We start from the raw sequence: 23,156 nt of genomic DNA on the forward strand, positions 1-23,156 counted from the left end.
GGCGCACTGTCTGCGACGAACGGATAACCGGTCGTGGCACTTGTCCCACTACCGGGTGGGGCCGGCGCGCACGGAGCGCACCCACTGGTGGGTAATGATCCGGTCGTTGACGCCTTAAGTACCGTTCGAACTGTGAAGCTTTTGGCCACCAGCGACCTGCACGTCTCCTACCAGGACAACCGCGAGGTTGTGGAGGCGATCGCGTCACCGGACCCGAGCGACTGGTTGATCATCGCCGGGGACATCGGCGAGAAGTTCGCCGCCATCGAGTGGACCCTCGAGACGCTGCGGCCCAAGTTCGGCGGGCTTATCTGGTCGCCGGGCAACCACGAGCTCTGGACCACCAAGGACGACGACAACCAGGCCCGCGGCGAGGTGCGCTACAAGCAGCTCGTGGAGCTCTGCCGCAGCCTCGACGTGATCACGCCGGAGGACCCGTACGTCACGTTCCCGAGCGACAAGGGACAGGTCACCGTCTGTCCACTGTTCCTCGGGTACGACTACTCCTTTCGGCCGCACGGCGCCACGGACGTGAAGTCGGCCCTCGCCATCGCGCACGAGGCGGGCGTGGTGTGCACGGACGAGTACTTCCTGCACCCCGACCCGTACCCGTCCCGCGAGGCCTGGTGCCAGGCACGGGTCCGGGAGACCGAGGAGCGCCTGGCCCAGATCGACGGCCCGACGGTGCTGATCAACCACTACCCGCTCGTCCGCGATCCCACGTTCGTGCTGCGCTACCCGGAGTTCGCGCTCTGGTGCGGTACGACGCTGACCGCCGACTGGCACAAGAGGTTCAACGCGGTCGAGATGGTCTACGGCCACCTGCACATCCCTCGCACGACGCACTACGACGGTGTGCGCTTCGACGAGGTCTCGCTCGGCTACCCGCGCGAGTGGAAGCCACGCGGCACCACCCAGGTGAAGCTGCACGACGTGCTGCGGGAGTCATAACGTGCTGGAGCAGCTTCTTCCCCCGCCCATCGTGGCGGTGGAGCGGTACGACGACGAACAGCCCGCCGACCTCTTCCCCGAGGAGGAGGCGCTGCTGGGCAACGCCGTGCCCAAGCGCCGGTTCGAGTTCGGCACCGTCCGGGCCTGCGCCCGCGAGGCCATGAAGAGCCTCGGCGTCGAACCGGCCGCGATCCTGCCGGGCCCGAAACGCGAGCCGCTGTGGCCGGAGAACATCGTCGGCAGCCTCACGCACTGCTCGGGCTACCGGGCAGCCGCACTCGCCCGCACGTCCGACTTCCAGACCATCGGCATCGACGCCGAACCGCACGCCGCCGCACCGAAGGGCGTGCTGGAGGCCATCGCGATCCCGGCAGAGCTGCGCAGGATGCCCGGCCTGAAGGTCGACGACCCGAAGATCTGCTGGGACCGGCTGCTGTTCAGCGCCAAGGAGTCGACCTACAAGGCCTGGTACCCGATCACCCAGCGGTGGCTGGGCTTCGAGGACGCCGACATCACGCTCGACGCCGACGGGACGTTCCACTCGCGCATCCTGCTGCCGGACACCCCGATCGCCGGGTTCCACGGCCGCTGGCTGGTGCAGGGCGACATCCTGGTGACCGCCATCGCCGTGCCCGCCGTCAGGTAGGGACAAGGGACGGGCTCGTCTTTCGTCCCGGAACAAGACACACGGGTGTCGGATTGATCAACCATGCTGCACAGTGGTGGGGTTAGCCCTCGACCGCCGGGAGGCCACCATGGGCGAGGACGTCGCGAAGCACGAGTTCACGCGTGAGGACCGCACGCGGTACCGCACCAAGGTGCGGCGTTGCCTCGACGTGTTCGCGAGGATGCTGCGGGAGGCGAGGTTCGACTTCGAGAGGCCGATGACCGGCCTGGAGATCGAGATCAACCTCATCGACGAGAACGCCGACCCGGCGATGAAGAACCACGAGGCGCTCGAGGTCATCGACGACCCGGACTTCGTGACCGAGCTGGGCCAGTGGAACATCGAGATCAACGTGGCCCCGCGCCGCCTGGCAGGCGGCGGCATCACGGCGTTCGAGGAGACCGTGCGCCGCAGCCTGAACAAGGCCGAGGAGAAAGCGCGCGAGGTCGGCGCGCACATGGTCATCAACGGCATCCTGCCCACGCTGCGCACCAAGCACGTCACCCCGGACCAGCTGTCCGGCAACCCGCGCTACGCCCTGCTCAACGAACAGGTGCTGGCCGCGCGGGGCGAGGACCTGCAGATCGCCATCGACGGCGTCGAGCGCCTGCACCTCACGGCCAGCTCGATCGTTCCCGAGGCGGCGTGCACGAGCACGCAGCTGCACCTGCAGGTCAGCCCGGAGCAGTTCCCCGCCTACTGGAACGCCGCCCAGGCCATCGCGGGCGTGCAGGTCGCGGTGGGCGCCAACTCCCCCTTCTTCCTCGGCAAGGAACTCTGGCGCGAGACCCGCATCGCGCTGTTCCAGCAGGCCACCGACACCCGCGGGGACGAGCTCAAGGCCCAGGGCGTGCGCCCGCGGGTGTGGTTCGGCGAACGGTGGATCAACTCGATCTTCGACCTGTTCGAGGAGAACGTCCGCTACTTCCCCGCGTTGCTGCCCATCTGCGACGACGAGGACCCGCTGGCCGTGCTCGACCAGGGCGACACGCCGACGTTGAGCGAGCTGAAGCTGCACAACGGCACCATCTACCGCTGGAACCGGCCGGTGTACGACGTGGTGCGCGATCGCCCGCACCTGCGCGTCGAGAACCGCGTGCTGCCCGCGGGGCCGACGATCGTGGACACCTTGGCCAACGCGGCGCTGTACTTCGGTCTGGTGCGGGCGATGGCAGAGGACGAGCGTCCACTGTGGTCGCAGATGAGCTTCCAGGCGGCCGAGGAGAACTTCAACGCCGCCTCGCGCAACGGGATGGACGCCCAGATGTACTGGCCGGGCGTCGGCACGGTGCCCGTGGTCGAACTGGTGCTTCGCCGCTTGTTGCCGCTGGCACACGAAGGCCTGATCCGCTGGGGCGTCGAGTCTTCGGAACGGGACCGGCTGCTGGGCGTGATCGAGCAGCGCTGCCTGGCCGGGGTCAACGGGGCGACGTGGCAGGCGCGGGAGTTCCACCGCCACTACGACCACACGCACATGGACCGGGCCGACGCTCTGCGCACGATGCTCCGGTCCTATGTGGACCTCATGCACGCCAACGAACCCGTGCACACCTGGCCGTGACGCCGTGAAGGGGGTGTGACCGCTCAGGCGGTCACACCCCCTTCACCAGCTGTCAATCAGTCGGGAAGTTGTCCGGGGTACGGACGCGCTCACGCACCCACACTCCGGCTTCCTTCAGCACACCGGTTCCGGAGAAGTTCGTGCCGGAACAGGTACCCGTCTTGAACACCGCCCCCGACAGACCGTCGTCGGAGTAGTTCCAGTTGGCCCACGAGATCTTCTTCTGGGCCATCAGGTCGATGTACTTCTGCGACGTCGTGAAGTCGTTCGAACCGCCGCCGGACGCGGTCTGCGTGCCGAACTCGGTCACGAACACCGGAACAGCGCTGGAGACGCGGTTCAGGACGTCGATGTACGCCTGCTTGTGCGAGTTGGCGTAGAAGTGGAACGAGTACATGAAGTTGGTCGCGTTGACCCTGTTGTTCAGCACCACCGACGGGTCCTCGCCGTCGGAGTGGCCGAACGTCGACCAGCCGTTCGTGCCCGAGACGATGAGGCTGTCCGGGTCGATGTTGCGGATGACCGGGATCATCTGCTCGGCGTAGGACTTCACCCTCGCCCACGACGTGCCGTTCGGCTCGTTCGCGATGTCGTAGATGATGTTGGTCTTGTCCTTGTGCCGGTTGGCGATCTCGGTGAAGAACGTCTTGGCGCGGGACAGGTTGTAGTTCGGGTCACCGGGCGAGAGCTGGTGCCAGTCCACGAGGACGTAGATGCCGCGACGCGTGGCTTCCTCGATGTAGCCGTGCATCATGTCGGTGAACTTGCGGGGGTCGGTCTCGTAACCGCCCTCCTGGATGTACATGGCGACGCGGATGAAGTCCGCGTTCCAGTCGTTCACCAGCGCGTCCCACCACTGGGACTTGGCGCACTGGTGGTACCACTGGATGCCGTGCGTGCTCATGCCGCGCAACTGGATCGGGTTGCCGTACTGGTTGCACAGCTGCACACCACACACGCGCAGCAGGCCGTTGATGTCGTGCGGCCTGGTACCGCCGGGCGTGCCCGGCTGGGTGCGCACCGTGATGGAGTTCGAGGCGCCGGACTCGTTGCCCGCCGCGTCACGCGCCTTCACGGTGAAGGTGTACGAGGTGTCCGGCGTCAGGCCGCTCACGGTGTGCGTGGTGCCGGCCGCGGTCTGCCCGTTGGACAGCACGTACCCGCTTACGCCCACGTTGTCGGTGGACGCGTCCCACGCCAGCGACACCGAGGACGACGTGGTGCCCGTCGAGCGCAGGTTGCCCGGCACCGAGGGAGCCACGGTGTCCGGCGTGCCCGACTGGGCGTCGACGTCGACGCGGTCCAGGTTCGGACCACCGTTGGACGTCGTCGCGACCGCCTTGATCTTGTTGGTGCCCGCGTTCAGGGTGACCGTGGTCGACTTGGTCGTCCACGACGTCCACACGCCGGTGCTCGGGAACGAGAACTCGTCCGCCGCCAGCGAGCCGTTCACCGAGATGTCCATCGGGCGGTTGGTCGTGGTGCCGTTGGCGAACCTGAAGGTGAGCGTCGCCGGACCCGCGCTGGCCGCGGTCACGGTGAACTCGACGGAGCTGCCGACCTCGTTGTCGTAGTTGACGAAGCCACTGCCGGTGAAACCGGCGTGGTTCGACTCGACGAGGCCGTTCGAGATGGTCGCGCTCTCCGCCTGGTACTGGACCGGGGCGGCGACCGCGACGGCCGGAACAGCGAGCGCTAGCGCTGCCGGGACGAGAACCGCTGATCTGGCAAAAAGCAGGGATCTGGCCACAGGGTGCCTCCTGTGTAAGGGGGACAGCAGGGTGCGGCGCGATTTAGTTAAGAAGGTTTCCTATCAGTGGTGGTCTGAATCACAGCACTAGACCACTGCTCCTGTCAACAAATTCGGGCGACCGGAACAAGCCGGTTGGGGCATCCTCAGCTCCTGATGCGATCCACAGTCACCGTGACACCAGCACAGCTTCCGGAGGTGCTGCTGCACGTCGCCGTCGTCCGACCGGTCTTCCTCTGGGGAGCACCGGGTATCGGCAAGTCCTCACTCGTCCGCAAGTTCGCCGCCGAGCTGGGTCTGGAGTGCGTGACGCTGCTGGGCACGCAGCTCGCGCCGGAGGACCTGATCGGAGTTCCGGAACTGGTCGGTGGCCGATCCCGGTTCGCGCCGCCAGAGTCCATCGCCCGCCACGACCCGTACTGCCTGTTCCTCGACGAGCTCAACGCCAGCAGTCCCGAGGTGCAGAAGGCGTTCTACTCGCTGATCCTCGACCGCCGCATCGGCTCCTACGAGCTGCCGAAGGGCTCGATCGTGATCGGCGCCGGCAACCGGGCCGTCGACAACGCCCTGGCGCGCCCGATGGCGTCCGCACTCGTGAACCGCATGATCCACGTGCACCTCACGGCGTCCGCCCGCGATTGGCTGTCGTGGGCGCGCGAGAGCGACATCCACCCGTGGGTGCTGGAGTACCTGACGCAGCGCCCGGACCACCTGTGGAGCGCGGCGCCGAAGGTCGAGGAGTCGTTCTCCACGCCACGTGGCTGGCACATGCTCTCCGACGCGCTGCACTCGTTCGGCGACGACATCTCCGAGGACCTGCTCGGCGTGCTGGCGTTCGGCACGGTCACCGCGAACCACGCGTCGATGTTCAAGGCGTACGTGAAGACCGTCCGGCACGCGTACGGGCTGGAGGCCGTGCTGCGCGGTGACGCCCGGTGGCCTTCCGCGCCGGGCGACCGCGACCTGCTGTACTTCCTGGCCGAGGCGTTCCGCGCCCGGCTGGTGAAGGAACTGCCGCACGACAAGGCGCACGCGCCGGCGGCGGGCAAGCAGCTCGCGCACCGCGGCAAGGCGCTGCTGCTGGAGCTCGCCGAGCTGTCGCTGGAGATCGCGCAGATGGTGATCGCGGCGGACGACGACGGCAACCCCGTGCTGCCCGCGTGGTTCCTCGTCGAGGTCACCCGTGACCTGCCGCGACTGGTGGCCGCACGCGCATGACTCGGCGGCCCAGGGCACGTGTGGATCCAGCCGCGCTGGCGTTCGAGGCAGCACGCGCCCAGATCCGCCTGCACCCGTTGTTCGCTCCACTCAGCAGCTACGGGGGCAGGGACTCCCAGCACCCGTGGGCGGACATCTCGCTGGACGGGTCGATGCTCGCCCATCCGACGCGGAAGGCGAGCGAGGCCGAGTGGGTGTGGGTGTTCGCGCATTGCTTGCTGCATCTGGGTTTCGGCACGATGTCATGCGACGACGTGCTCGACTTCCAGCCCGCGATCCGGCTCGGTTCCCGCCCGCTGTCCTGGGAGCCGGGGCGGTGTGTGCGCGGCGGGCCCGCCAAAGACCCGGAGAAGTGGGCCACCCGGTTCGCCGCAGGACTCTCCAACGCCGCCGTGGCCGCGATCGACGTGGCGGGTGGCGCGCGGTCGTCGTTGTCCGACGCACGGCCGTTGAAAACGGAGTGGGATCTCGCGCTGGGCTGGTTCGTGTCGAACTATCCGCTGCTGGGCGCGCTGGCGTCGACGATGAAGGTGGTGGCGGACGCGGAACTGGCGCGGGGCTGGGACATCTCGATCGCCGCGGTGTCCACGGCTGCGGCCGAGATCTACGTGAACCCGCTGGCCGGGCTGTCCCGGCAGGAGTGGCGGTTCGTGCTCGCGCACGAGATGTTGCACGCCGCGCTGCGCCACTGCGACCGGGTCGGCGGACGGGATGCGTACCTGTGGAACATCGCCGCGGACTTCGTGGTCAACGGCTGGCTCGTCGAGATGGGCGTGGGCTCGGCTCCCGAGGGCGTGCTGCACGATCCGTCGTTGCGCGGGTTGTCGGCGGAGTCCGTGTACGACCGGATCACGACGGATCTGCGGCGATACCGGAAGCTTTTGACGTTGCGGGGCCACCATCAGGGCGACCTGCTCGGCGAACCGTTGCGCGGCCCCGCCGACCTGGCTGATCTGGACGAGTTCTACCGGCGTGCGTTGCTGACCGGGTTGAGCTACCACACCTCTGCGCGCGGATTGTTGCCTGCCGGACTGGTCGAGGAGATCCGCGCGCTGGAGCACCCGCCGCTGTCGTGGGACGCCCAGCTGGCGCAGTGGTTCGAGGAGTTCGTTCCGTCCGTGGAGAAGCGCCGCACCTATGCCCGTGCGTCGCGGCGGCAAGCGTCCACTCCGGACATTCCGCGGCCGGGCTGGGTGCGGCCGGAGTCGCTGGAGTCGCGGCCGACGTTCGGCGTCGTGCTGGACACGTCCGGTTCGATGGACGTCCGGTTGCTGGGAAAGGCGCTCGGCGCGATCGCTTCGTACGCCGCGGCGCGTGACGTGCCCGCCGCGCGCGTGGTTTTCTGTGACGCGATGGCATATGACGCTGGATACGTGCCCGTCGAGGACATCGCGGGCAGGGTGACGGTGCGCGGGCGCGGCGGCACCGTGCTGCAACCCGGCATCGACCTGCTCGACCGGGCCGACGACTTCCCCGCCGCCGGCCCGGTCCTGGTCATCACCGACGGCGGATGCGACGTGCTGCGAATCCGCCGGGAGCACGCGTTCCTCATCCCGGCGGGCGCGCATCTGCCGTTCCGCGCCCGTGGCCCCGTGTTCCGGATGTCCTGATGGAGATCGCCTGCGACGAGTCGGGTTCGGAGGGCGAGAAGCTCGTCGGTGGAGTCACCTCGGTCTTCGCGCACGCCGGTGTGCAGCTCTCGCACGAAGAAGCTCTGGGTTGCGTCGACTCGTTGCGGTCGATGATCAAGTCGCCGGCCCTGGAGTACAAGGCGAACCACCTGCTGCGGCAGAAGAACCGGTGGGTGCTGCTGTGGTTCCTCGGCCCGTCCGGACCGCTGATGGGCCGCGCCCGCGTGCAACTCGTCGACAAGCGGCGGTACCTGGCCTCACGAGTGCGCGAGGAGTTCGGCCGCGTCACCGGCCCGCTGGAGCTGTACAACGACCTGCTGCGCGCCCGCGGACCACGCGGCACGCTCGACCCGTTGTTCCCGGCGATCCTGCGGGCCGTGGCGCAGTGGCAGATCTCCGGCGACGGACCGGTGTCGATCGTGCACGACCAACAGCTGTCGCTGACCGACGGGCGGATCCGGCAGCTCAAGAAGCTGGCGCCACGGCTGGAAAGTCTCACCCTGACCGACTCGCGGCACGACGCGCGTGTGCAGGTGGCCGACTTCCTGGCCGGGATCGCCCGCCGGGTCGCGGAGGAAGAACTGAACGGACGGCCCGATCTCGAGGTGATCGGGCTGTTGAGGCCGTTTGTCGTCGGACCGAGGATGTGGCATGCCTGACGCGTTGTTCGCCGACCCGCGACTGGCGGGGATCTACGACCTGTTCGACGGCGCTCGTGACGATCTGACGCTCTACCTGGAGATCGCCGACGAGCTCGGGGCGTCCTCAGTGCTCGACGTCGGGTGCGGCACCGGGTGTTTCGCGACGTCGCTGGCCGACTCCGGGCGAACTGTCGTCGGGGTGGATCCGGCGTTGGCGTCGCTGGAGATCGCGCGGGCCAAGGATTCCAGGGTCACCTGGATCCACGGTGACGCCACGGGCCTGCCCGAGCTCCAGGTGGACCTCGCGACCATGACGGCGAACGTGGCCCAGGTGTTCCTCGGCGAGGACTGGGAACTGACGTTGCGCGGCATCCACGCGGCGCTGCGCCCCGGCGGCCACCTGGTGTTCGAGACGCGGCGGCCGGAACGACGGGTGTGGGAGGGCTGGCGGGTGACCACCCAGCGCACGCGCGACGGCGTGACCGAGCGACGGGAACTGCTCGGCGTGGACCTGCCGTTCGTGTCGTTCCGCCACACCTACCGCTTCCCGGACGGCGCCGAGATCGCCTCGGACTCGACGCTGCGGTTCCGGTCGCGCGAGGAGGTCGAGGAGAGCCTGGCCGGCTGTGGGTTCGAGGTCGTGGACGTGCGTGACGCGCCGGACCGGCAGGGGTTCGAGTACGTGTTCATCGCCCGGAAATAGCAGCAGGTCAGGCCCTCGCAGGGATACCCGGCCCAGGAACCCCTCGCTCAGCTTCACCGCCGTGCGGCCAAGGCGTCTGCAAGTACCACCAACCCGATGTCGACAGGCCTCCAACCACACCCAACTCGCCGACGCACTGCCGGGCATCAGTCAGTCGGGTGTGGTTACAAGCGATTTGATCAAGAGTTGGTGGTACTTGCAGACGCCGCAACAAGGCGTCAGCTGACCAGCGCGGGTTGCATCCAGGCCTTGACCAGCCACGGCAGGATGCGCGGCATCCGGTCGGCCACGATGTCGTGCAGCACCAGCACCATCCGGCCGGAACGATCCGGGCCCGCGTCGAGCCACACGGCCTGCATGAGGATGCCGGCCTGCAGGTCGAGCCCCGCCTCCGCGTCCGCCAGTGCGGCGTCCGTGGCGGCGGCGGGGTCCGTCACCTCGTGGTGCGCGAAGCCGCCGCGACACAGTTCGGGGTGCAGTTCCACCAGGGAATCCACGGCGGCGGCCAGGCGTCCCACGCCCAGGCCGGCCCGAACCTGCACCGTAATCGCTCTCACGTTAGGAGAGCCTAACCTAGGTGCCACCCCGGATTGCGCCCACTGAGTCCCAGGACACGGTCGAGCAGCGGCGCGTTCGAGTCGACCTCCACCGCGGCTCCGAAAAGCGAGCCGTCGCGGTCGTCCGGGCCGATCGACGACACGAAGCCGTGGACGACCTCCAGCAGCTCCGGTTCGACCGAGAAGTCCTGGCCCGTCGCGCGGGCGAGGTCCCAGCCGTGCAGCACGATCTCGTCGAGCGCCACGGCGGCCGCCACCTCGCCGGGCAGGTCGACGCCGCCGGCCGCGGTCATGCCCTCCCAGGACGACGGCGAGCGCCACGCCTCGGCCAGCTCGCCCAGCCGGACCGGGATCGACTCGCGGAAGTCCAGCGGCAGCCGCGCCGCGTCACCGGAACCGGTGCCTTCCAACGGGGTTTTCAGCGCCGCCATCGTGAACGCGACCGACAGGCCGTTCACGTGGTCGAGCAGGTCACCGACCGTGTACTCGGGACACGGAGTCGGTGCCTTGAGATCGCCGTCCGACACGTTGCGCACCAGAACCGCGAGCTGGTCCGCTGCCGGTGTCAAGTCGAACATCAGTAGCCGTCGCCTCCCCAGAACTGTTCCTCGAGCGTGTCCGCGGTGCCGGCGAGCAGCTGCAACGGGTCGGTGAACTCGTGGATGTCGAGGTGCGACAGCGGCAGCGAGTGCCGCACCACCACGTGCTCGCCCATGATCGCGAGACCGCACGCCACGGTGGACTTGCCGACCTCCTCCAGCACTTCGCGGAGGTTCACGTCCTTCGCCAGCCCGCACGGGGAGGCGATCTGCACCCACTCGTGCATCTTGTCGAGCACTTCCCGGACGATGATCACGACCTGCGTGCGCTCATCGTCGTCCTCGTCCTCGTCCCCGAAGGTGAAGAGGATCCTCAGCTCCTCGTCCTCGTCGTGGATGACGTCGTACTCGGCGCGGACGTAATCCGCGAGGTCTCCCCAACTCGCCATGGCGCAACCCTACTTGCCGCGATGGCCCACAGCCCTACGACGAGCACGGCGGCCACCTCGGCGGCGAGCAAGATCCTCTCGATGTAGCCCAACGGGAAGACCCGCCACCACCGAACGTCGGAGACCACACCCATCGCAATGGCGTACAGGAGTGGCATGAACGCGACAACGCTCAACAGGCCGGACGCCATCGTGAACTTCGCGTGCTTGCCCCACACGTGGTCCTTCAGCCACGGCCGGGCCAGCAGGATCACCGCGATCGGCAGGCTGACGAACGCGATCATGCTGCCGAACCGGTGGATGCTGCCGCTGAGCTCGTTGGTGCCCATCGCCCAGTTCGTCTTCGGGAACACCACCACCAGCAGCAGGCCCACCGACCACAGGGTCAGCGCGATCGAGCCCGCCGACCGCCACCGCGTCAGTCCTTTGTGGACGAGCGCGGCCAGGATGGCCAGCGAGCCGAGGGCCAGCAGCAGCACGGCGGTGTCGAAGACCGGACGGTAGTCGCCCAGCGCGTACTCGCTGATCGTGCGGCGCAGCGGGCCGACGGTCAGGTCGAGCAGACCCACCATGGCCACCGTCGCGACGACGGCGAGTGAACCGCCGGTGGCGGCAAGTCGAGGAATCAGCACATACCGGTCAACGCGGCGGCGAACCCGACCGGTTCCTGAGTTCAGGAAGCCGACAGCATCCCCCCAGCAATTCGACAGGTTCAGTCCAGGACGCTTCCGCATGTGATGTTGACCTGCGATCCCGTGATCGTGCGGCCCCAGTCCGAGGCCACGAACGTCGCTGTTCGGCCCACGTCCTCCAACGTGGCGGCGCGGCCGAGCAGGGTCTCGCCGACGATGTCGGTCTCGATCGGTTCGCGGTGCTCGGCGGGCACCGACTCGGGGATGCCACCGGTCTGCAGCGTCACCACCCGGATGCCGTGCTGCCCGAGTTCGGCGGCGAGCTGACGGCGCATGGACTCCACCGCGTCGAACGCCGCGAGCAGGCCGCCGAGCTGCCACCGGCGGTGCGCCGACGCGTCACCGGTGCCGCCGAAGAACAGGATGACCCCGCTCTTCTGCCTGATCATGTGCCGTGCGGCCGCACGCGACGTGAGGAAACGTGCGCGCACGCTCGTGACGACCGGGCTGAGGTAGTCCTCGACGCTCATCTCGACCATCGGCGTGCCCTGGACGTCGTTGTCGGTGATGGCGTTGACCGAGATGTCGATGCGTTCGAACGTGGCCGCGTGCTCGTCCACCGCCTGCTCGTCCGTCGCGTCGACCACGGCGTACCGCGCGCCCAGCTGCCCGGCCTTCGCCCTGAGCGTCGCCTCGGTGCGGCCGGCGAGATGCACCTCGGCCCCCGCCGCGACGAACGCCTCCGCGATCGCACCACCGATGCTGCCCGCGCCGCCGTAAATGACGGCGACCTTCCCAAAAAGATTCATCCCAGCAAGATTCATCCCAGCGAGATTCATCGGTACGCCCTGAACCACTCGACCTCGAACTCCTTCGGACAGGTCCCGGCGCGCTCCGGCCCGAACTCGAAGATCGCGAGCTGGAACTGCATCGGGTAGTCCGGTGCCTGGTGGACCGTGTTGACCAGCTCGTCGTCCACGAAGAAGTCGACCCGATCCGGCTGCCAGTCCGCACCGTAGACGTGGAACTCGCGACCGTCGATCGGCACGTCCACCACCTCGAACTCGTCGGTGATCCGCGGGTCGCCGAACGGGTGCACGCCCATGCCGACACCGGTGTTCGCCGGGTAGACGTGCTTGCCGAAGATCTCCGCGACGCAGATCTCGGCGGACCGCTCCGGCACGTCCTCCAGCCCGATCATCCACAACGCGACCATGCAGTTGGGATCGTCGACGGCCTTGCACCTGATCTCGAACCGGCCGTACGTCGGGGTGTAGAGCCGCAGGTCCTGCTGCGGTTCGCGGACCCGCAGATCAGGACGGAAGCGGGACTGGCCGGTGGTGAGCGCGGTCTGCAGGCCCGAGACCCTGGTGTCGCCGTCGAACTCCGGGCACCACGGCGCCTGGTCGGCGTCGATCCGCAGGGTCAGGCCGGCGTCGTTGCGGTAACGGGCCTCCGTGGCCGCGCGCGAACTCCAGTGCGGCAGGTAGTGCGGATGCCACCGGTCCAGCGTGGTGAACCGGTCTTCGAACTCGAGGTCTCGTCCGGTCATGTCACCGAGGGTAACTCCTACTCCAGCGCCACACCGGCTTCCGCCTCGACCGCGTCGGCGACCGCGGTGAGGGCCGGTGAGTCGAGCTTCCACTGCTGCCAGTACAGCGGCACGGAGATGGTGCGGCCGGGCGCGAGATCGACCAGACCGTCCTGGACCTGCTGCGGTGGCACCATTCCCCAGCCGAGACCGGCCACGATCGTCCGCACGTACACCTCGGACGACGGCACGTGATGACGGTGGTCCGAGGCACCGCGGCCACGGGTCAGCGTGCGCACGAACCGGTCCTGCAAGTCGTCGTTGCGGTCGAACACCACCACCGGCGCGTCCGGCAACCACGACTTGAGCGGGCCGTCCTGGTACCGATCCACAAAGGACTGCGATGCCATTGCGGCGTAACGGATGTCACCCAGTCTGCGCACCGAACAGCCCGCGACCGGCTCACGTGACGACGTGACGGCGGCCATCACCAGACCTTGCCGCAGCAACGCCGTCGTGTGGTCCTGGTCCTCGCGGTGGAGGTCGAACGAGATCTTCAACGACGGCGAGACCCGTTGCAGCGCGGGCAGGAACCAGGTGGCGAGCGAGTCGGCGTTCACCGCGATCGGCACCCGGACGACGGCGTCCTCCCCCAGCGCCGCCTCCAGGTCCTGATCCAGAGCGAGCAGTTGCCGACCGTAACGGACCAGCACCTCCCCCGACGGCGTCAGCCGCACCGGCCGGGCCCGCACCAGCAGCACCCGGCCCGTCCGCTGTTCCAGCGCCTTGATCCGTTGGGACACAGCGGATGGCGTGACGTGCAACGCGTCCGCGGCGGCGTCGAACGTGCCCGCGTCGACGACCGCGAGCAGGGTGCGCACCAGGTCGAGATCCATCACGGCCGCTAATGCTACGTAAGAATCTTTAGCTGGTCTCATCAAGACCGCGTCAATACCGTCGAACGTGTGACTGACCTGCTGCTCGGCTTCGGCACCATGATGACCCTGATCGTCGCGATCGGCGCGCAGAACGCTTTCGTGCTGCGCCAAGGACTTCGACGCCAGGCCGTGGCCAAGGTCGTCGCCGTGTGCGCGATCTCGGACGCGATCCTCGTGGCGGTGGGCGTCGCGGGGTTCGGCGCGATCGTCCGCAGGTGGCCGCAGGCGATCACCGTCGCCGCGATCGTCGGCGGTCTTTTCCTGCTGGCGTACGGGTTCCTGGCGGCGCGCCGGGCGTTCAAACCGGGCTCCATGAGCGTCGCCGAAAGCGGTTCGAACCGCCCTGTGCTCACCGCGCTCGCGCTCACGTGGCTCAACCCGCACGTCTACCTGGACACGCTGCTGCTGCTCGGCTCGATCGCGGCCGGCCGGTGGCTGTTCGGGGTCGGCGCGGTCACCGCGAGCATCGCCTGGTTCGTCGCACTCGGGTTCGGCGCCCGGCTGCTCAGCCCGCTGTTCGCGAAGCCCCGCGCGTGGCGGGTCCTGGACGGCCTGATCGCCGCCGTGATGATCAGTCTCGGGGTCGTCCTGATCGCCGGGTGGTGATCATCACGAGCACCGCCGACACGGCCAGCACACCACTCGTCACCGGCGCCGCGGCACCGACGAAAAGGGACGTCGAAGCGAGCCCCGCACAGACCAGTGCACCGAAGACGACCCGAGGCCGAAGATCACCCACGTTGATGACCATAACCCACGACACGCGCATGTTGGGTGGTGATCCAGACCCCACCCCTACATGTAGTATCTGCCGCGCTGGTGGTTCACCGACTTGGCGCAACGGGGTCGGTGAGGCAACAGGGAACCTGGTGCGAATCCAGGACTGCCCCGCAGCGGTGAGTGGGAACGAAAGCCGTCAACCAAGCACTGGGTCTCCGGACCTGGGAAGCGACGGCCGGTAGGCGCCAGAGGTACGCCCACGAGTCCGAAGACCTGCCATTGGTGTGCGCGCAAGCCTGCGCGCACGACACGGTGCCCCGAGGGAGGGCTGCTGTGTGCACCAGTGGTGTGCCCACTGGCGTGCGCATGCGTTTCCTCGGGCTGATCTCGCGAGGAGAGAGCGTGCCCGACCGCCTTTCAGTGGTCATCAACGAAGCGTGTGCTGACCTGCCGAACGCATCCGCCGAGGCGGTTCTGGCCGAGACCAAGCGGAACCTCTACAACGGCATCACCGACGCCGAGCTGGCGCTGGCGCCGATCATGGCCGCCCGCACGATGGTCGAGCACGACCCGGACTACTCCTACGTCAGCGCCCGGTTGTTGCTGGACAAGCTGCGTGCCGAGGCCTGCGGCATCCCGCTGTCCCACGCCGAGATGACCGAGCGCTACCCGGCGTACTTCGCCGAGTTCGTCCGCTACGGCATCGAGTTCGGCCAGCTCGACCCGCGCCTCGCCGGCTACGACCTCGCCCGCCTGGGTGCGGCGCTCGACGCGTCACGCGACCTGAACTTCCAGTTCCTGGGCATGCAGACGCTGTACGACCGCTACTTCCTGCACCACGACGACCGCCGCTACGAGCTGCCGCAGGCGTTCTTCATGCGCGTCGCCATGGGTCTCGCCCTCGAAGAGGACGACAAGAACGCCCGCGCGATCGAGTTCTACGAGCTGCTCTCGTCGTTCGACTTCATGTGTTCGACGCCGACCCTGTTCAACTCGGGCACCACACGCCCGCAGCTGTCGTCGTGCTTCCTGACCACCGTGGACGATGATCTCGCCGCGATCTTCCACGGCATCAGCAACAACGCGCTGCTCAGCAAGTTCGCCGGGGGCCTGGGCAACGACTGGACCCCGGTCCGCGGCATCGGCGCGCACATCAAGGGCACCAACGGCAAGTCACAGGGTGTTGTGCCGTTCCTCAAGGTTGCCAACGACACCGCAGTGGCCGTCAACCAGGGCGGCCGTCGCAAGGGCGCGGTCTGCGCGTACCTGGAGACGTGGCACATCGACGTCGAGGAGTTCCTCGACCTGCGCAAGAACACCGGTGACGAGCGCCGCCGCACGCACGACATGAACACCGCGAACTGGGTGCCGGACGAGTTCCTGCGCCGGGTGCGCGCGAACGGCCAGTGGACGCTGTTCTCGCCCGACGAGGTGCCGGACCTGCACGACGCGTTCGGCGACGAGTTCGCCGAGAAGTACCGCGCGTACGAGGAGAAGGCGGACAACGGCGAGATCAAGGTCTTCCGCCGGCTGCCCGCCGTCGACCTGTGGCGGCGGATGCTGACCATGGTGTTCGAGACCGGGCATCCGTGGATCACGTTCAAGGACCCGTGCAACCTGCGGTCGCCGCAGCAGCACAGCGGTGTCGTGCACTCGTCGAACCTGTGTACCGAGATCACGTTGAACACCACGATCGACGAGGTCGCGGTCTGCAACCTGGGCAGTGTCAACCTCGCGCAGCACGTCACGGCCGAGGGCATCGACCACGCGCGGCTGGAGAAGACCGTGCGCACGGCCGTGCGGATGCTCGACAACGTGATCGACGTGAACTACTACACGATCCCCGAGGCGCGGAACTCCAACCTCAAGCACCGCCCGGTGGGCATGGGCCTGATGGGCTTCCAGGACGCGCTGTTCACCCTCGGCACGCCGATGGCCAGCAAGGAGGCCGTCGAGTTCGCGGACCGCAGCATGGAGGAGATCAGCTACTACGCCATCGACGCGTCCGCCGAGCTGGCGCGGGAACGCGGCGCCTACCGGTCGTTCGAGGGATCGCTGTGGAGCCGCGGGATCCTGCCGATCGACTCGGTCGAGATCCTGGCGCAGAACCGTGGCGCCGGCGAGCTGGAGCAGAACCGAGAGTCCACCTTGGACTGGGATGTGGTCCGCGAGAAGGTCAAGCGCGGCATGCGGAACTCGAACGTCATGGCCATCGCGCCGACCGCGACCATCGCGAACATCACCGGCGTGAACCAGTCGATCGAGCCGCTGTACCGCAACCTGTACGTGAAGTCGAACATGTCCGGCGACTTCACCGTGATCAACCCGGACCTGGTGCGGGCGCTCAAGCAGCGCAGGCTGTGGGATGAGCAGATGATCTCGGATCTGAAGCTGCACGACGGCAGTCTCGGCGCGATCGACCGGGTGCCGCCGTACCTGAAGGCGTTGTACGCCACGGCGTTCGAGGTCGACAGCTCCTGGCTGATCGAGGCGGGCAGCAGGAGGCAGAAGTGGATCGACCAGGCGCAGTCGCTGAACCTGTACCTGGCCGCGCCCAGTGGCCGCAAGCTCGACGAGATGTACCAGCTGGCGTGGGTGCGCGGCCTGAAGACCACGTACTACCTGCGCACCCAGAGCGCGACGCACGTGGAGAAGTCCACGTTGCAGGGCACCGACGGCAAGCTCAACGCCGTCTCCCCCGTCGCCGTCACCGACCCGAACTGCTCCATCACCGATCCCGAGTGCGAGGCCTGCCAGTGACCGAGAACATCATCGAAGCCGGCGCGGCGCGGGTGAGCGTCGACGACAAGGCGATGATCAACTGCCGTGCCGACGTCAACCAGCTGCTGCCGCTCAAGTACCACTGGGCGTGGGACAAGTACCTGGCCGGCTGCAACAACCACTGGATGCCCACCGAGGTGTCCATGCAGGCCGACATCTCCCTGTGGAAGTCGAAGGACGGGCTGACGGACGAGGAGCGCCGCATGATCAAGCGGAACCTCGGCTTCTTCGCCACGAGCGAGTCGTTGGTGGCCAACAACATCGTGCTCGCGGTGTACCGGCACCTGACCAACCCCGAGTGCCGCCAGTACCTGCTGCGCCAGGCCTTCGAGGAGGCCGTGCACACCCACACGTTCCAGTACATCTGCGAGTCGCTCGGCCTGGACGAGGGCGAGCTGTTCAACATGTACCGGGAGATCCCGTCCATCACGGACAAGGCCGCGTGGGCGCTGCAGTTCACGCAGCACCTGGAGGACCCGGAGTTCAGGACCGGTACGCCGGAGACGGACCAGGCGTTCCTCAAGGACCTGGTCGCGTTCTACGTGGTCTTCGAGGGCATGTGGTTCTACACCGGGTTCGCGCAGATCCTGTCGATGGGCCGGCGCAACAAGATGGTCGGCATCGCCGAGCAGTACCAGTACATCCTGCGCGACGAGTCGATCCACCTGAACTTCGGCATCGACGCGATCAACCAGATCAAGATCGAGAACCCGCACCTGTGGAACGACGTGTTCCAGAAGGAGGTGCGGACCATGCTCGCGGAGGGGTGCGAGCTGGAGATCGCGTACGGCCGCGACACCATGCCGAGCGGGATCCTGGGCCTCAACTCGGAGTCGTGCGAGCAGTACATGCGGTTCATCACGAACCGCCGGTGCGCGCAGCTCGGACTCGAGCCCGTGTGGGAGAAGACCGAGAACCCGTTCCCGTGGATGTCGGAGATGATGGATCTCAAGAAGGAGAAGAACTTCTTCGAGACCCGCGTCATCGAGTACCAGAACGGTGGCTCACTGGAGTGGTGAACCCCGCCGTCCGCTAAGCGAGCTTGACGGCTTTGGGGAGCCCGGCCCGGTCCGCGACCGGCCATGCCAGCGGATCGGGCCCCAGCTTCACCAGTTCGGCGACCTGCAGCTTCGACCACGGTGAGATCTCGCGCGTGCCGTCCAGCACTGATGCGGCGAACTCGGTCCACGCCACCCGTTCGGTGGAATCGACCTCGTCCGGGTTCAGGTCGGGCTCGTCGTCGGAGAACACCCGGAACACCGGGCACATCTCGTTCTCGACGACGCCGTCCATCACCGCGCGGTACCGGAAGCCCGGCAGCAGCAGCTCCGGGTCGGAGCACTTCATGCCGAGCTCGTCCCGCAGACGGCGCAGCACGGCCTGTGCCATGTCCTCGCCAGGAAGCGGGTGACCGCAGCAGGTGTTCGTCCAGAGCCCGGGGAACGTCTTCTTGTGCAACGCCCGCCGGGTGAGCACGGTGTTGCCCGCCGAGTCGAAGACGTAGCTGGAGAACGCCAGGTGCAGCGGGGTGTCCGCGTGGTGCACCACTGCCTTGTCCTCGACGCCGATGGGCGAACCGTCCTCGGCCAGGAGGACCACCTGTTCCACAGTCACGGACACCACGTAATCACACGTGGACCAAGATCGGGAACCACGCGTCCGAGTGAGCTTGAGCGTAGAGATAGCCGCGCCCTAGGTGTCCCACGTCACCCTGAGGTCATGACTTCCCCGTTCGCTCAGGCTCACACCATGTTCCTGGTGCTGGTCAGCCCGACGGGCCAGTACTCGATCTGGCCCGCGGTGCTGCAGGTGCCCGCCGGTTGGCAGGTCGTCCACGGCGTCGCGTCCCGGCAGTCCTGCCTGGACTACGTGCACGTCGCCCGCGCCGACCTGCCGTTGGCCGCCTAACACGTGATCCGCGCGTCACCCCACACCGCGTGGTCGAGGCTGGTGCCGTCACCGCCGTCGGTCACGCGCAACGTCAACGACTTCACTCCGCCGACGTCGACGCTGACCGGCAGCGCCGGGTCGACGGACCTGCGCAGCGGGCTCTCGTAGAGCACGCGGCCGTCACCGACGACGGCGAACACCACCGAGCCGCCGGCACCCGCCGCGCGATCCACCCGGCCGTCGACCTCGTCGTCCACGCCCACGGTCGCGTCGAACCTCGTGCACGTCCCGAGTTCGAAAATCCTCTCCGCGGGCGTCGTGCCGATGCCCTTGCCGAACCGGACACCGCCGGTCGTCAAAGTCCGGTTCTCGACGGAACGGTCGTTGCCCGCGACGTAGGACTGCCCGGCGGGCAACGGCTTCCAGACGTGCGCGCGGGTCGCCTTCTCCGCGGAGACCCCGGAGCCGAACCGCGCCTCCACGGGCACGTCCGTCACCCCCACAACAGGATTCGCACCGACCGTCACGGTCCACTTACCGCCCAACGACTCCCCCGGCGCGACCCGGAACGCCCGCACCGCGCCGGAAGCCGTCCAGCCAGAAGGCACGCGTGGCGCGAACGTCACGCCGTACAGCGGCCGGTCCGAGGTGTTGGTGAAGGTGCCGCTCATCTCGAACGTCTGGCCCGGCCGCACCGAAACCTGTGCAGGCGCGACGGCAACGGTCGTGGGCGGGATGCCGTGCGTGGGCCTCGCGCAGGTGGAGCGTTCCGGGCGGCAGACCAGCGCGACGAACCCGCCGTCCTTCGCCACCGGAATCGTCAGCTTCGCCGAGGTGACATGGGTTTCCTCGACCAGACCACCAGCACCGTCTCGCACGACCTCGACCAGCCACCGTCCCCGGCCCAGGGCAGGCAGGTCCAGTGTGCGGGCCTCCCCCGCGATCGCCCCGCCGACGAACCACCGGTCGCCGTCACGCCGCGCCATCACGACGCTCTCGGTGGGACGGCCGGACAACAGGCGCGTCTCGTCCCACGCGGTCGGCGTCTGCTCCAGGTACCACCTGGCGAGCGGGCGGGCGTCGTACGAATCCGGGCGCCCGGCGAGGTTCTGGACGCCCGACTCGTACAGCACGGACAGCGCGAGCTCGCCGGCGTCGGTGTTGGCGCGGGTGCGGTGGAAGCCGCCCGGCGTGTAGTCCATGCCTCCCACCACGTTGCGGGTGAACGGCAACGCGGTGATGTGACCGGTGGTGAGGCCGCTGGACTTCTCGGCGCCGTGCACGGCCTCGGTGGTCATGACGTGCGGCCAGGTGCGGTGCAGGCCGTGAGGCAGCGTGGCGCCGTGGAAGTTGATCAGGAAGTGCATGCGGGCGGTCTCGGGCAGGATCTCGTCGTACCAGCGGTACCGCTCCTGGCCGTCGGAGTCCATGAAGTCGATCTTCAGCCCTTGTACGCCCCACTTCCGCAGCCACGGCAGGTAGTCCGCGCGTTTCGCCGGGGTGTCGACGCTGCTGAACCGCACCCACGTGTGGATGCCGACACCCCGCGCCTTCGCGTACCGGACGAGTTCGGGGATGAAGCTGGTCTGCCGCCAGTTCGGGTCGTCGTACCATCCGGCGTCGACCACGACGTACGGCCAGGCACGCGCGGCCGCGTAGTCGACGAACTCCTTCTGCCTGGCCAGGTCCTGCTGCACCGAGCGACCGCCGGCGAGCCACGTCCAGATGGCCGGGCCGGGCTTGATCCACGACGTGTCGCGCAGCCTGGACGGCGGCGCGAGGTCGTCCACCAGCGTCGACTCGGTGACGGTGGCCAGCGAGCCGACGATCACGGTGCGCCACGGCGTCTTCAGCGCACCGGACACCGCGACCTTCTCGTCCCACAGCTTGACCTGGTACCTGCCGCCACCGGCGTGCACGAGGCGGCCGCCGGAGTAGCGTCCGTCCACATCGGACTCGGTGATCAGCGCGTAGGTGCCGCCGACCTCGAACAGCGCCGGGTGCATGTACTCGGCCTGCTCCGCGGTCCCGGCCTTCATCTGCAGGAACGGGTTCTCGTAGTCACGCCGGAACTTCGCGAGCCACGCCGTCGCGTCAGGAGGAAGGGTGAACGCCGAGGCCTCGCCGGTGACCGCACCGGTGTCCTGCGGCAGTTCGTAGCGGTAGGCGACGCCGTCCGCGGACTCGCGCACGACCAGATTCAGCTTGTTGGCAAGATTCAGCTTGTTGGCAAGATTCAGCTTGTCGGCCCCGGACGTGAACCGGTAGGTCGTCTCGGTGGCCCGCACGTACCGGTCCCGCTTCTTGCCGGACGTCGTGCGGTAGTGCTCGAAGATCGCCCGCTTCGACTTCCCGGCGGGAGTGAGACCTTGGGACAGGTCGGCGCGCTCGGTCGTGATCCCGACCGGCGACGGCTGCACGACCGTCTTTCCGTTGTGCGTCACCGCCAGGGTGACCGCTCCACCAGACGTGCTGACGACCGCCTGCGGGCCCCTCGAACCGGCCTGCGCAGGTGGCACCACGACCAGCCCCGCAGCCACCAAGGCCACAGCGAGCGTTCTGACCGCCACGGACACTCCCCTCGTGATCCGGGGCGGCGGTCACCGGAGGACATCCCTCGACCCGGACGCTATGCCGGGCATTTCGTCCGAGTCAAGGGATGTAACAACCGTGACAGATATTGCCTAAAGCAGCGCGATGTGGCCGTGCGAAGAAGCTCCACCGTGCTCGTTGTTGCCTGCGTACGAGGCCGTGAAGCCCTGCAGCAGTGTTGACAACCCGACCAGCAGCGACACGTTCGCGTCACAGGTGGCCTTGCCCGCCGAGTTGGTCGTGGCGGTGCACAGCGGGTTGCCCTTGACCGTGCGGAACACGATCTTCTCCCCGGCGATCGGCGCGCCGGTGTGCTTGTCGGTCAGCGTCGCGTCGAGCGAGCGGACCGTGAAGCCGAGCAGGCGCAGCTGCAGCTGGGCGGACCCGGCCACGAGCTTCGACGTGGCGGGCGGCACGAAGTTGATCGCGATGCCCACCGGGCGCTGGCCGACCGCGATGGAGCCGGTGACCGTGTTGGACGCCGTGTCGATGACCGACACCGTGTTGCTGTTGAAGTTCGTGACGTAGGCACTGGCACCGTCCGGCGTGAGAGCCACGCTGATCGGGCGGTCGCCGACGACGATCTTCTGCAGTTCCACCATCGCCGTCAGGTCCACGACGGACACCGAGTCGAACTCGCTGTTCGTCACGTACGCACGGGTTCCGTTGGGCGACAACGCGATGCCGTGCGGGACGAAGCCGACGGCCGCGGTGCCGACGACGGTGCGCGAGGCGACGTCGATGGCGGAGATGTTGTCAGAACCCTTGTTGACCACGTAGATCCGCGTGCCGTCGGCCGAGGCCGCGACCGCGGTGGGCGTGCTGCCCACGTTGATCGTGGTGACGACGGTGTTGGACGTGGTGTCGATGACCGAGACCTTGCTCGGGCCGACGACGTCGTGCGTGACGTAGACGGACGTGCCGTCCTTCGTGACGACCACGCCGTCCGGGTTCTGGCCGACGGTGACGGTCGCGGTGACCGTCAGCGTGGCCGTGTCGACCACGGACACCGTGCCGGCGTCGTAGTTGGTGACGTAGACGAAGCCGCCGCCCGGGGCGACCGCGACGCCCGCCGGGTGGGTCCCGACGGGAATGGACTTGTCGACCGTGTTGGTCGGCGTGTCGATGACGGTGAGCGTGTTCTGCACGGAGTTCGTCACGTAGCCGCGAGTTCCGTCGAAGGCGACCGCCGCCATGTACGGCGAGCTGCCGCCGCTGTCGACGATCGTCTGGGACACCGCGTTCGTGGCCGTGTCGATCACCGACACCCCGCCGCCGAGATTGGCGACGTAACCGAGCACCCGGCCGGGGGATGCTGCTTCGGCCGGGGTCACCACCAGTGCCGCGGTGACGGCGACAGCCATCACCAGTGGACGCAACCGCATGTTCAATGCCTCCAGGGCGC

The 23,156-nt window shown here is 67.9% G+C and carries 22 protein-coding genes and 1 riboswitch; of the genes, 11 read left to right on the forward strand and 11 right to left on the reverse strand.

What is annotated here, in order from left to right; all coding sequences use genetic code 11:
* The first annotated feature begins 132 nt into the window (after positions 1-132).
* From SK803_RS15505 to SK803_RS15515, 3 genes are all read left to right on the forward strand, one after another.
* The gene (locus SK803_RS15505) at positions 133-951 is read left to right on the forward strand and encodes a metallophosphoesterase family protein (protein ID WP_319966678.1); all 819 of its coding nucleotides are present in this window, start codon (positions 133-135) and stop codon (positions 949-951) included.
* 1 nt (position 952) lies between these two features.
* Positions 953-1,597, forward strand: a complete 645-nt coding sequence (locus SK803_RS15510; protein WP_319966679.1) for a 4'-phosphopantetheinyl transferase family protein — start codon at positions 953-955, stop codon at positions 1,595-1,597.
* 109 nt (positions 1,598-1,706) lie between these two features.
* Positions 1,707-3,179 carry a glutamate--cysteine ligase gene (locus SK803_RS15515; RefSeq protein ID WP_319966727.1) on the forward strand — a complete coding sequence of 491 codons (1,473 nt, stop codon included), beginning with the start codon at positions 1,707-1,709 and terminating at the stop codon, positions 3,177-3,179.
* A gap of 52 nt (positions 3,180-3,231) precedes the next feature.
* On the opposite strand, the gene SK803_RS15520 is transcribed toward SK803_RS15515, so the two are convergent.
* Entirely contained in the window at positions 3,232-4,929 is a 1,698-nt protein-coding gene (locus SK803_RS15520) for a cellulase family glycosylhydrolase (RefSeq protein ID WP_319966680.1), read from the reverse strand.
* Between the two features lie 156 nt (positions 4,930-5,085).
* On the opposite strand from SK803_RS15520, the gene SK803_RS15525 reads away from it, so the two are divergent.
* The 4 genes from SK803_RS15525 to SK803_RS15540 are packed head-to-tail and all read left to right on the forward strand — an operon-like array spanning position 5,086 to position 9,122.
* Positions 5,086-6,147, forward strand: coding sequence for an ATP-binding protein (locus tag SK803_RS15525; RefSeq protein WP_319966681.1), 1,062 nt, complete (start codon positions 5,086-5,088; stop codon positions 6,145-6,147).
* Positions 6,144-7,757: a vWA domain-containing protein gene (locus SK803_RS15530; protein ID WP_319966682.1), complete on the forward strand. Its 1,614-nt coding sequence runs from the start codon at positions 6,144-6,146 to the stop codon at positions 7,755-7,757. The genes SK803_RS15525 and SK803_RS15530 overlap by 4 nt, the downstream gene beginning before the upstream one ends.
* Positions 7,757-8,437 (forward strand): DUF3800 domain-containing protein, encoded by a 681-nt coding sequence (locus tag SK803_RS15535; protein ID WP_319966683.1) that lies wholly within the window; start codon positions 7,757-7,759, stop codon positions 8,435-8,437. Before SK803_RS15530 ends, SK803_RS15535 begins: the two co-directional genes overlap by 1 nt.
* Positions 8,430-9,122: a class I SAM-dependent methyltransferase gene (locus tag SK803_RS15540; RefSeq protein ID WP_319966684.1), complete on the forward strand. Its 693-nt coding sequence runs from the start codon at positions 8,430-8,432 to the stop codon at positions 9,120-9,122. The genes SK803_RS15535 and SK803_RS15540 overlap by 8 nt, the downstream gene beginning before the upstream one ends.
* A gap of 218 nt (positions 9,123-9,340) precedes the next feature.
* Here the strand turns inward: SK803_RS15540 and SK803_RS15545 are convergent, their stop codons facing one another.
* The 7 genes from SK803_RS15545 to SK803_RS15575 all read right to left on the reverse strand — a co-directional run bounded on the left by SK803_RS15545 (position 9,341) and on the right by SK803_RS15575 (position 13,726).
* Entirely contained in the window at positions 9,341-9,679 is a 339-nt protein-coding gene (locus SK803_RS15545) for a condensation domain-containing protein (protein ID WP_319966685.1), read from the reverse strand.
* A gap of 11 nt (positions 9,680-9,690) precedes the next feature.
* On the reverse strand, positions 9,691-10,257 hold the full coding sequence (locus SK803_RS15550) for a TIGR03086 family metal-binding protein (RefSeq protein WP_319966686.1): 567 nt from the start codon (positions 10,255-10,257) through the stop codon (positions 9,691-9,693).
* On the reverse strand, positions 10,257-10,667 hold the full coding sequence (locus SK803_RS15555) for a type III secretion system chaperone family protein (RefSeq protein WP_319966687.1): 411 nt from the start codon (positions 10,665-10,667) through the stop codon (positions 10,257-10,259). The genes SK803_RS15550 and SK803_RS15555 overlap by 1 nt, the downstream gene beginning before the upstream one ends.
* Positions 10,592-11,299 carry a DUF998 domain-containing protein gene (locus SK803_RS15560; RefSeq protein ID WP_319966688.1) on the reverse strand — a complete coding sequence of 236 codons (708 nt, stop codon included), beginning with the start codon at positions 11,297-11,299 and terminating at the stop codon, positions 10,592-10,594. Before SK803_RS15560 ends, SK803_RS15555 begins: the two co-directional genes overlap by 76 nt.
* 80 nt (positions 11,300-11,379) lie before the next feature.
* Positions 11,380-12,108: an SDR family NAD(P)-dependent oxidoreductase gene (locus SK803_RS15565; RefSeq protein ID WP_319966689.1), complete on the reverse strand. Its 729-nt coding sequence runs from the start codon at positions 12,106-12,108 to the stop codon at positions 11,380-11,382.
* Positions 12,109-12,134: 26 nt separating this feature from the next.
* Positions 12,135-12,851: a glycoside hydrolase family 16 protein gene (locus tag SK803_RS15570; RefSeq protein WP_319966690.1), complete on the reverse strand. Its 717-nt coding sequence runs from the start codon at positions 12,849-12,851 to the stop codon at positions 12,135-12,137.
* A gap of 17 nt (positions 12,852-12,868) precedes the next feature.
* Positions 12,869-13,726 (reverse strand): LysR family transcriptional regulator ArgP, encoded by an 858-nt coding sequence (locus tag SK803_RS15575; protein ID WP_319966728.1) that lies wholly within the window; start codon positions 13,724-13,726, stop codon positions 12,869-12,871.
* 99 nt (positions 13,727-13,825) lie between these two features.
* On the opposite strand from SK803_RS15575, the gene SK803_RS15580 reads away from it, so the two are divergent.
* The 3 genes from SK803_RS15580 to SK803_RS15590 all read left to right on the forward strand — a co-directional run bounded on the left by SK803_RS15580 (position 13,826) and on the right by SK803_RS15590 (position 18,288).
* Complete coding sequence (locus SK803_RS15580) at positions 13,826-14,374, forward strand: LysE/ArgO family amino acid transporter (protein ID WP_319966729.1); 549 nt, start codon at positions 13,826-13,828, stop codon at positions 14,372-14,374.
* Between the two features lie 197 nt (positions 14,375-14,571).
* Positions 14,572-14,783: riboswitch (cobalamin riboswitch) on the forward strand.
* Positions 14,784-14,890: 107 nt separating this feature from the next.
* Complete coding sequence (locus tag SK803_RS15585) at positions 14,891-17,248, forward strand: ribonucleoside-diphosphate reductase subunit alpha (protein ID WP_406601537.1); 2,358 nt, start codon at positions 14,891-14,893, stop codon at positions 17,246-17,248.
* Positions 17,245-18,288, forward strand: coding sequence for a ribonucleotide-diphosphate reductase subunit beta (locus tag SK803_RS15590; protein ID WP_319966691.1), 1,044 nt, complete (start codon positions 17,245-17,247; stop codon positions 18,286-18,288). Before SK803_RS15585 ends, SK803_RS15590 begins: the two co-directional genes overlap by 4 nt.
* 13 nt (positions 18,289-18,301) lie before the next feature.
* Here the strand turns inward: SK803_RS15590 and idi are convergent, their stop codons facing one another.
* The gene (gene idi, locus SK803_RS15595) at positions 18,302-18,877 is read right to left on the reverse strand and encodes an isopentenyl-diphosphate Delta-isomerase (RefSeq protein ID WP_319966731.1); all 576 of its coding nucleotides are present in this window, start codon (positions 18,875-18,877) and stop codon (positions 18,302-18,304) included.
* Between the two features lie 111 nt (positions 18,878-18,988).
* Here idi and SK803_RS15600 point away from each other — a divergent pair, with 111 nt between their 5' ends.
* Positions 18,989-19,177 carry an MbtH family protein gene (locus SK803_RS15600; RefSeq protein ID WP_319966692.1) on the forward strand — a complete coding sequence of 63 codons (189 nt, stop codon included), beginning with the start codon at positions 18,989-18,991 and terminating at the stop codon, positions 19,175-19,177.
* Here the strand turns inward: SK803_RS15600 and SK803_RS15605 are convergent.
* Together SK803_RS15605 and SK803_RS15610 are read right to left on the reverse strand one after the other, a co-directional pair.
* Positions 19,174-21,729, reverse strand: a complete 2,556-nt coding sequence (locus tag SK803_RS15605; RefSeq protein ID WP_319966693.1) for a glycoside hydrolase family 97 catalytic domain-containing protein — start codon at positions 21,727-21,729, stop codon at positions 19,174-19,176. The two genes, SK803_RS15600 and SK803_RS15605, sit on opposite strands and share 4 nt — an antisense overlap.
* A 114-nt stretch (positions 21,730-21,843) precedes the next feature.
* Positions 21,844-23,136, reverse strand: a complete 1,293-nt coding sequence (locus SK803_RS15610; RefSeq protein WP_319966694.1) for a YncE family protein — start codon at positions 23,134-23,136, stop codon at positions 21,844-21,846.
* Positions 23,137-23,156 lie beyond the last annotated feature (20 nt).

This window comes from Lentzea miocenica (assembly GCF_033949945.1).
Taxonomy (GTDB): domain Bacteria; phylum Actinomycetota; class Actinomycetes; order Mycobacteriales; family Pseudonocardiaceae; genus Lentzea; species Lentzea miocenica.

Excerpts from the sequence above, each read along its gene's own strand:
- SK803_RS15515 (WP_319966727.1), top strand. The coding sequence starts at position 1,707 with ATGGGCGAGGACGTCGCGAAGCACGAGTTCACGCGTGAGGACCGCACG.
- SK803_RS15525 (WP_319966681.1), top strand. The coding sequence starts at position 5,086 with ATGCGATCCACAGTCACCGTGACACCAGCACAGCTTCCGGAGGTGCTG.
- SK803_RS15530 (WP_319966682.1), top strand. The coding sequence starts at position 6,144 with ATGACTCGGCGGCCCAGGGCACGTGTGGATCCAGCCGCGCTGGCGTTC.
- SK803_RS15535 (WP_319966683.1), top strand. The coding sequence starts at position 7,757 with ATGGAGATCGCCTGCGACGAGTCGGGTTCGGAGGGCGAGAAGCTCGTC.
- SK803_RS15540 (WP_319966684.1), top strand. The coding sequence starts at position 8,430 with ATGCCTGACGCGTTGTTCGCCGACCCGCGACTGGCGGGGATCTACGAC.
- SK803_RS15550 (WP_319966686.1), bottom strand. The coding sequence starts at position 10,257 with ATGTTCGACTTGACACCGGCAGCGGACCAGCTCGCGGTTCTGGTGCGC.
- SK803_RS15555 (WP_319966687.1), bottom strand. The coding sequence starts at position 10,667 with ATGGCGAGTTGGGGAGACCTCGCGGATTACGTCCGCGCCGAGTACGAC.
- SK803_RS15565 (WP_319966689.1), bottom strand. The coding sequence starts at position 12,108 with ATGAATCTTTTTGGGAAGGTCGCCGTCATTTACGGCGGCGCGGGCAGC.
- SK803_RS15570 (WP_319966690.1), bottom strand. The coding sequence starts at position 12,851 with ATGACCGGACGAGACCTCGAGTTCGAAGACCGGTTCACCACGCTGGAC.
- SK803_RS15575 (WP_319966728.1), bottom strand. The coding sequence starts at position 13,726 with ATGGATCTCGACCTGGTGCGCACCCTGCTCGCGGTCGTCGACGCGGGC.
- SK803_RS15580 (WP_319966729.1), top strand. The coding sequence starts at position 13,826 with ATGATGACCCTGATCGTCGCGATCGGCGCGCAGAACGCTTTCGTGCTG.
- SK803_RS15600 (WP_319966692.1), top strand. The coding sequence starts at position 18,989 with ATGACTTCCCCGTTCGCTCAGGCTCACACCATGTTCCTGGTGCTGGTC.
- SK803_RS15610 (WP_319966694.1), bottom strand. The coding sequence starts at position 23,136 with ATGCGGTTGCGTCCACTGGTGATGGCTGTCGCCGTCACCGCGGCACTG.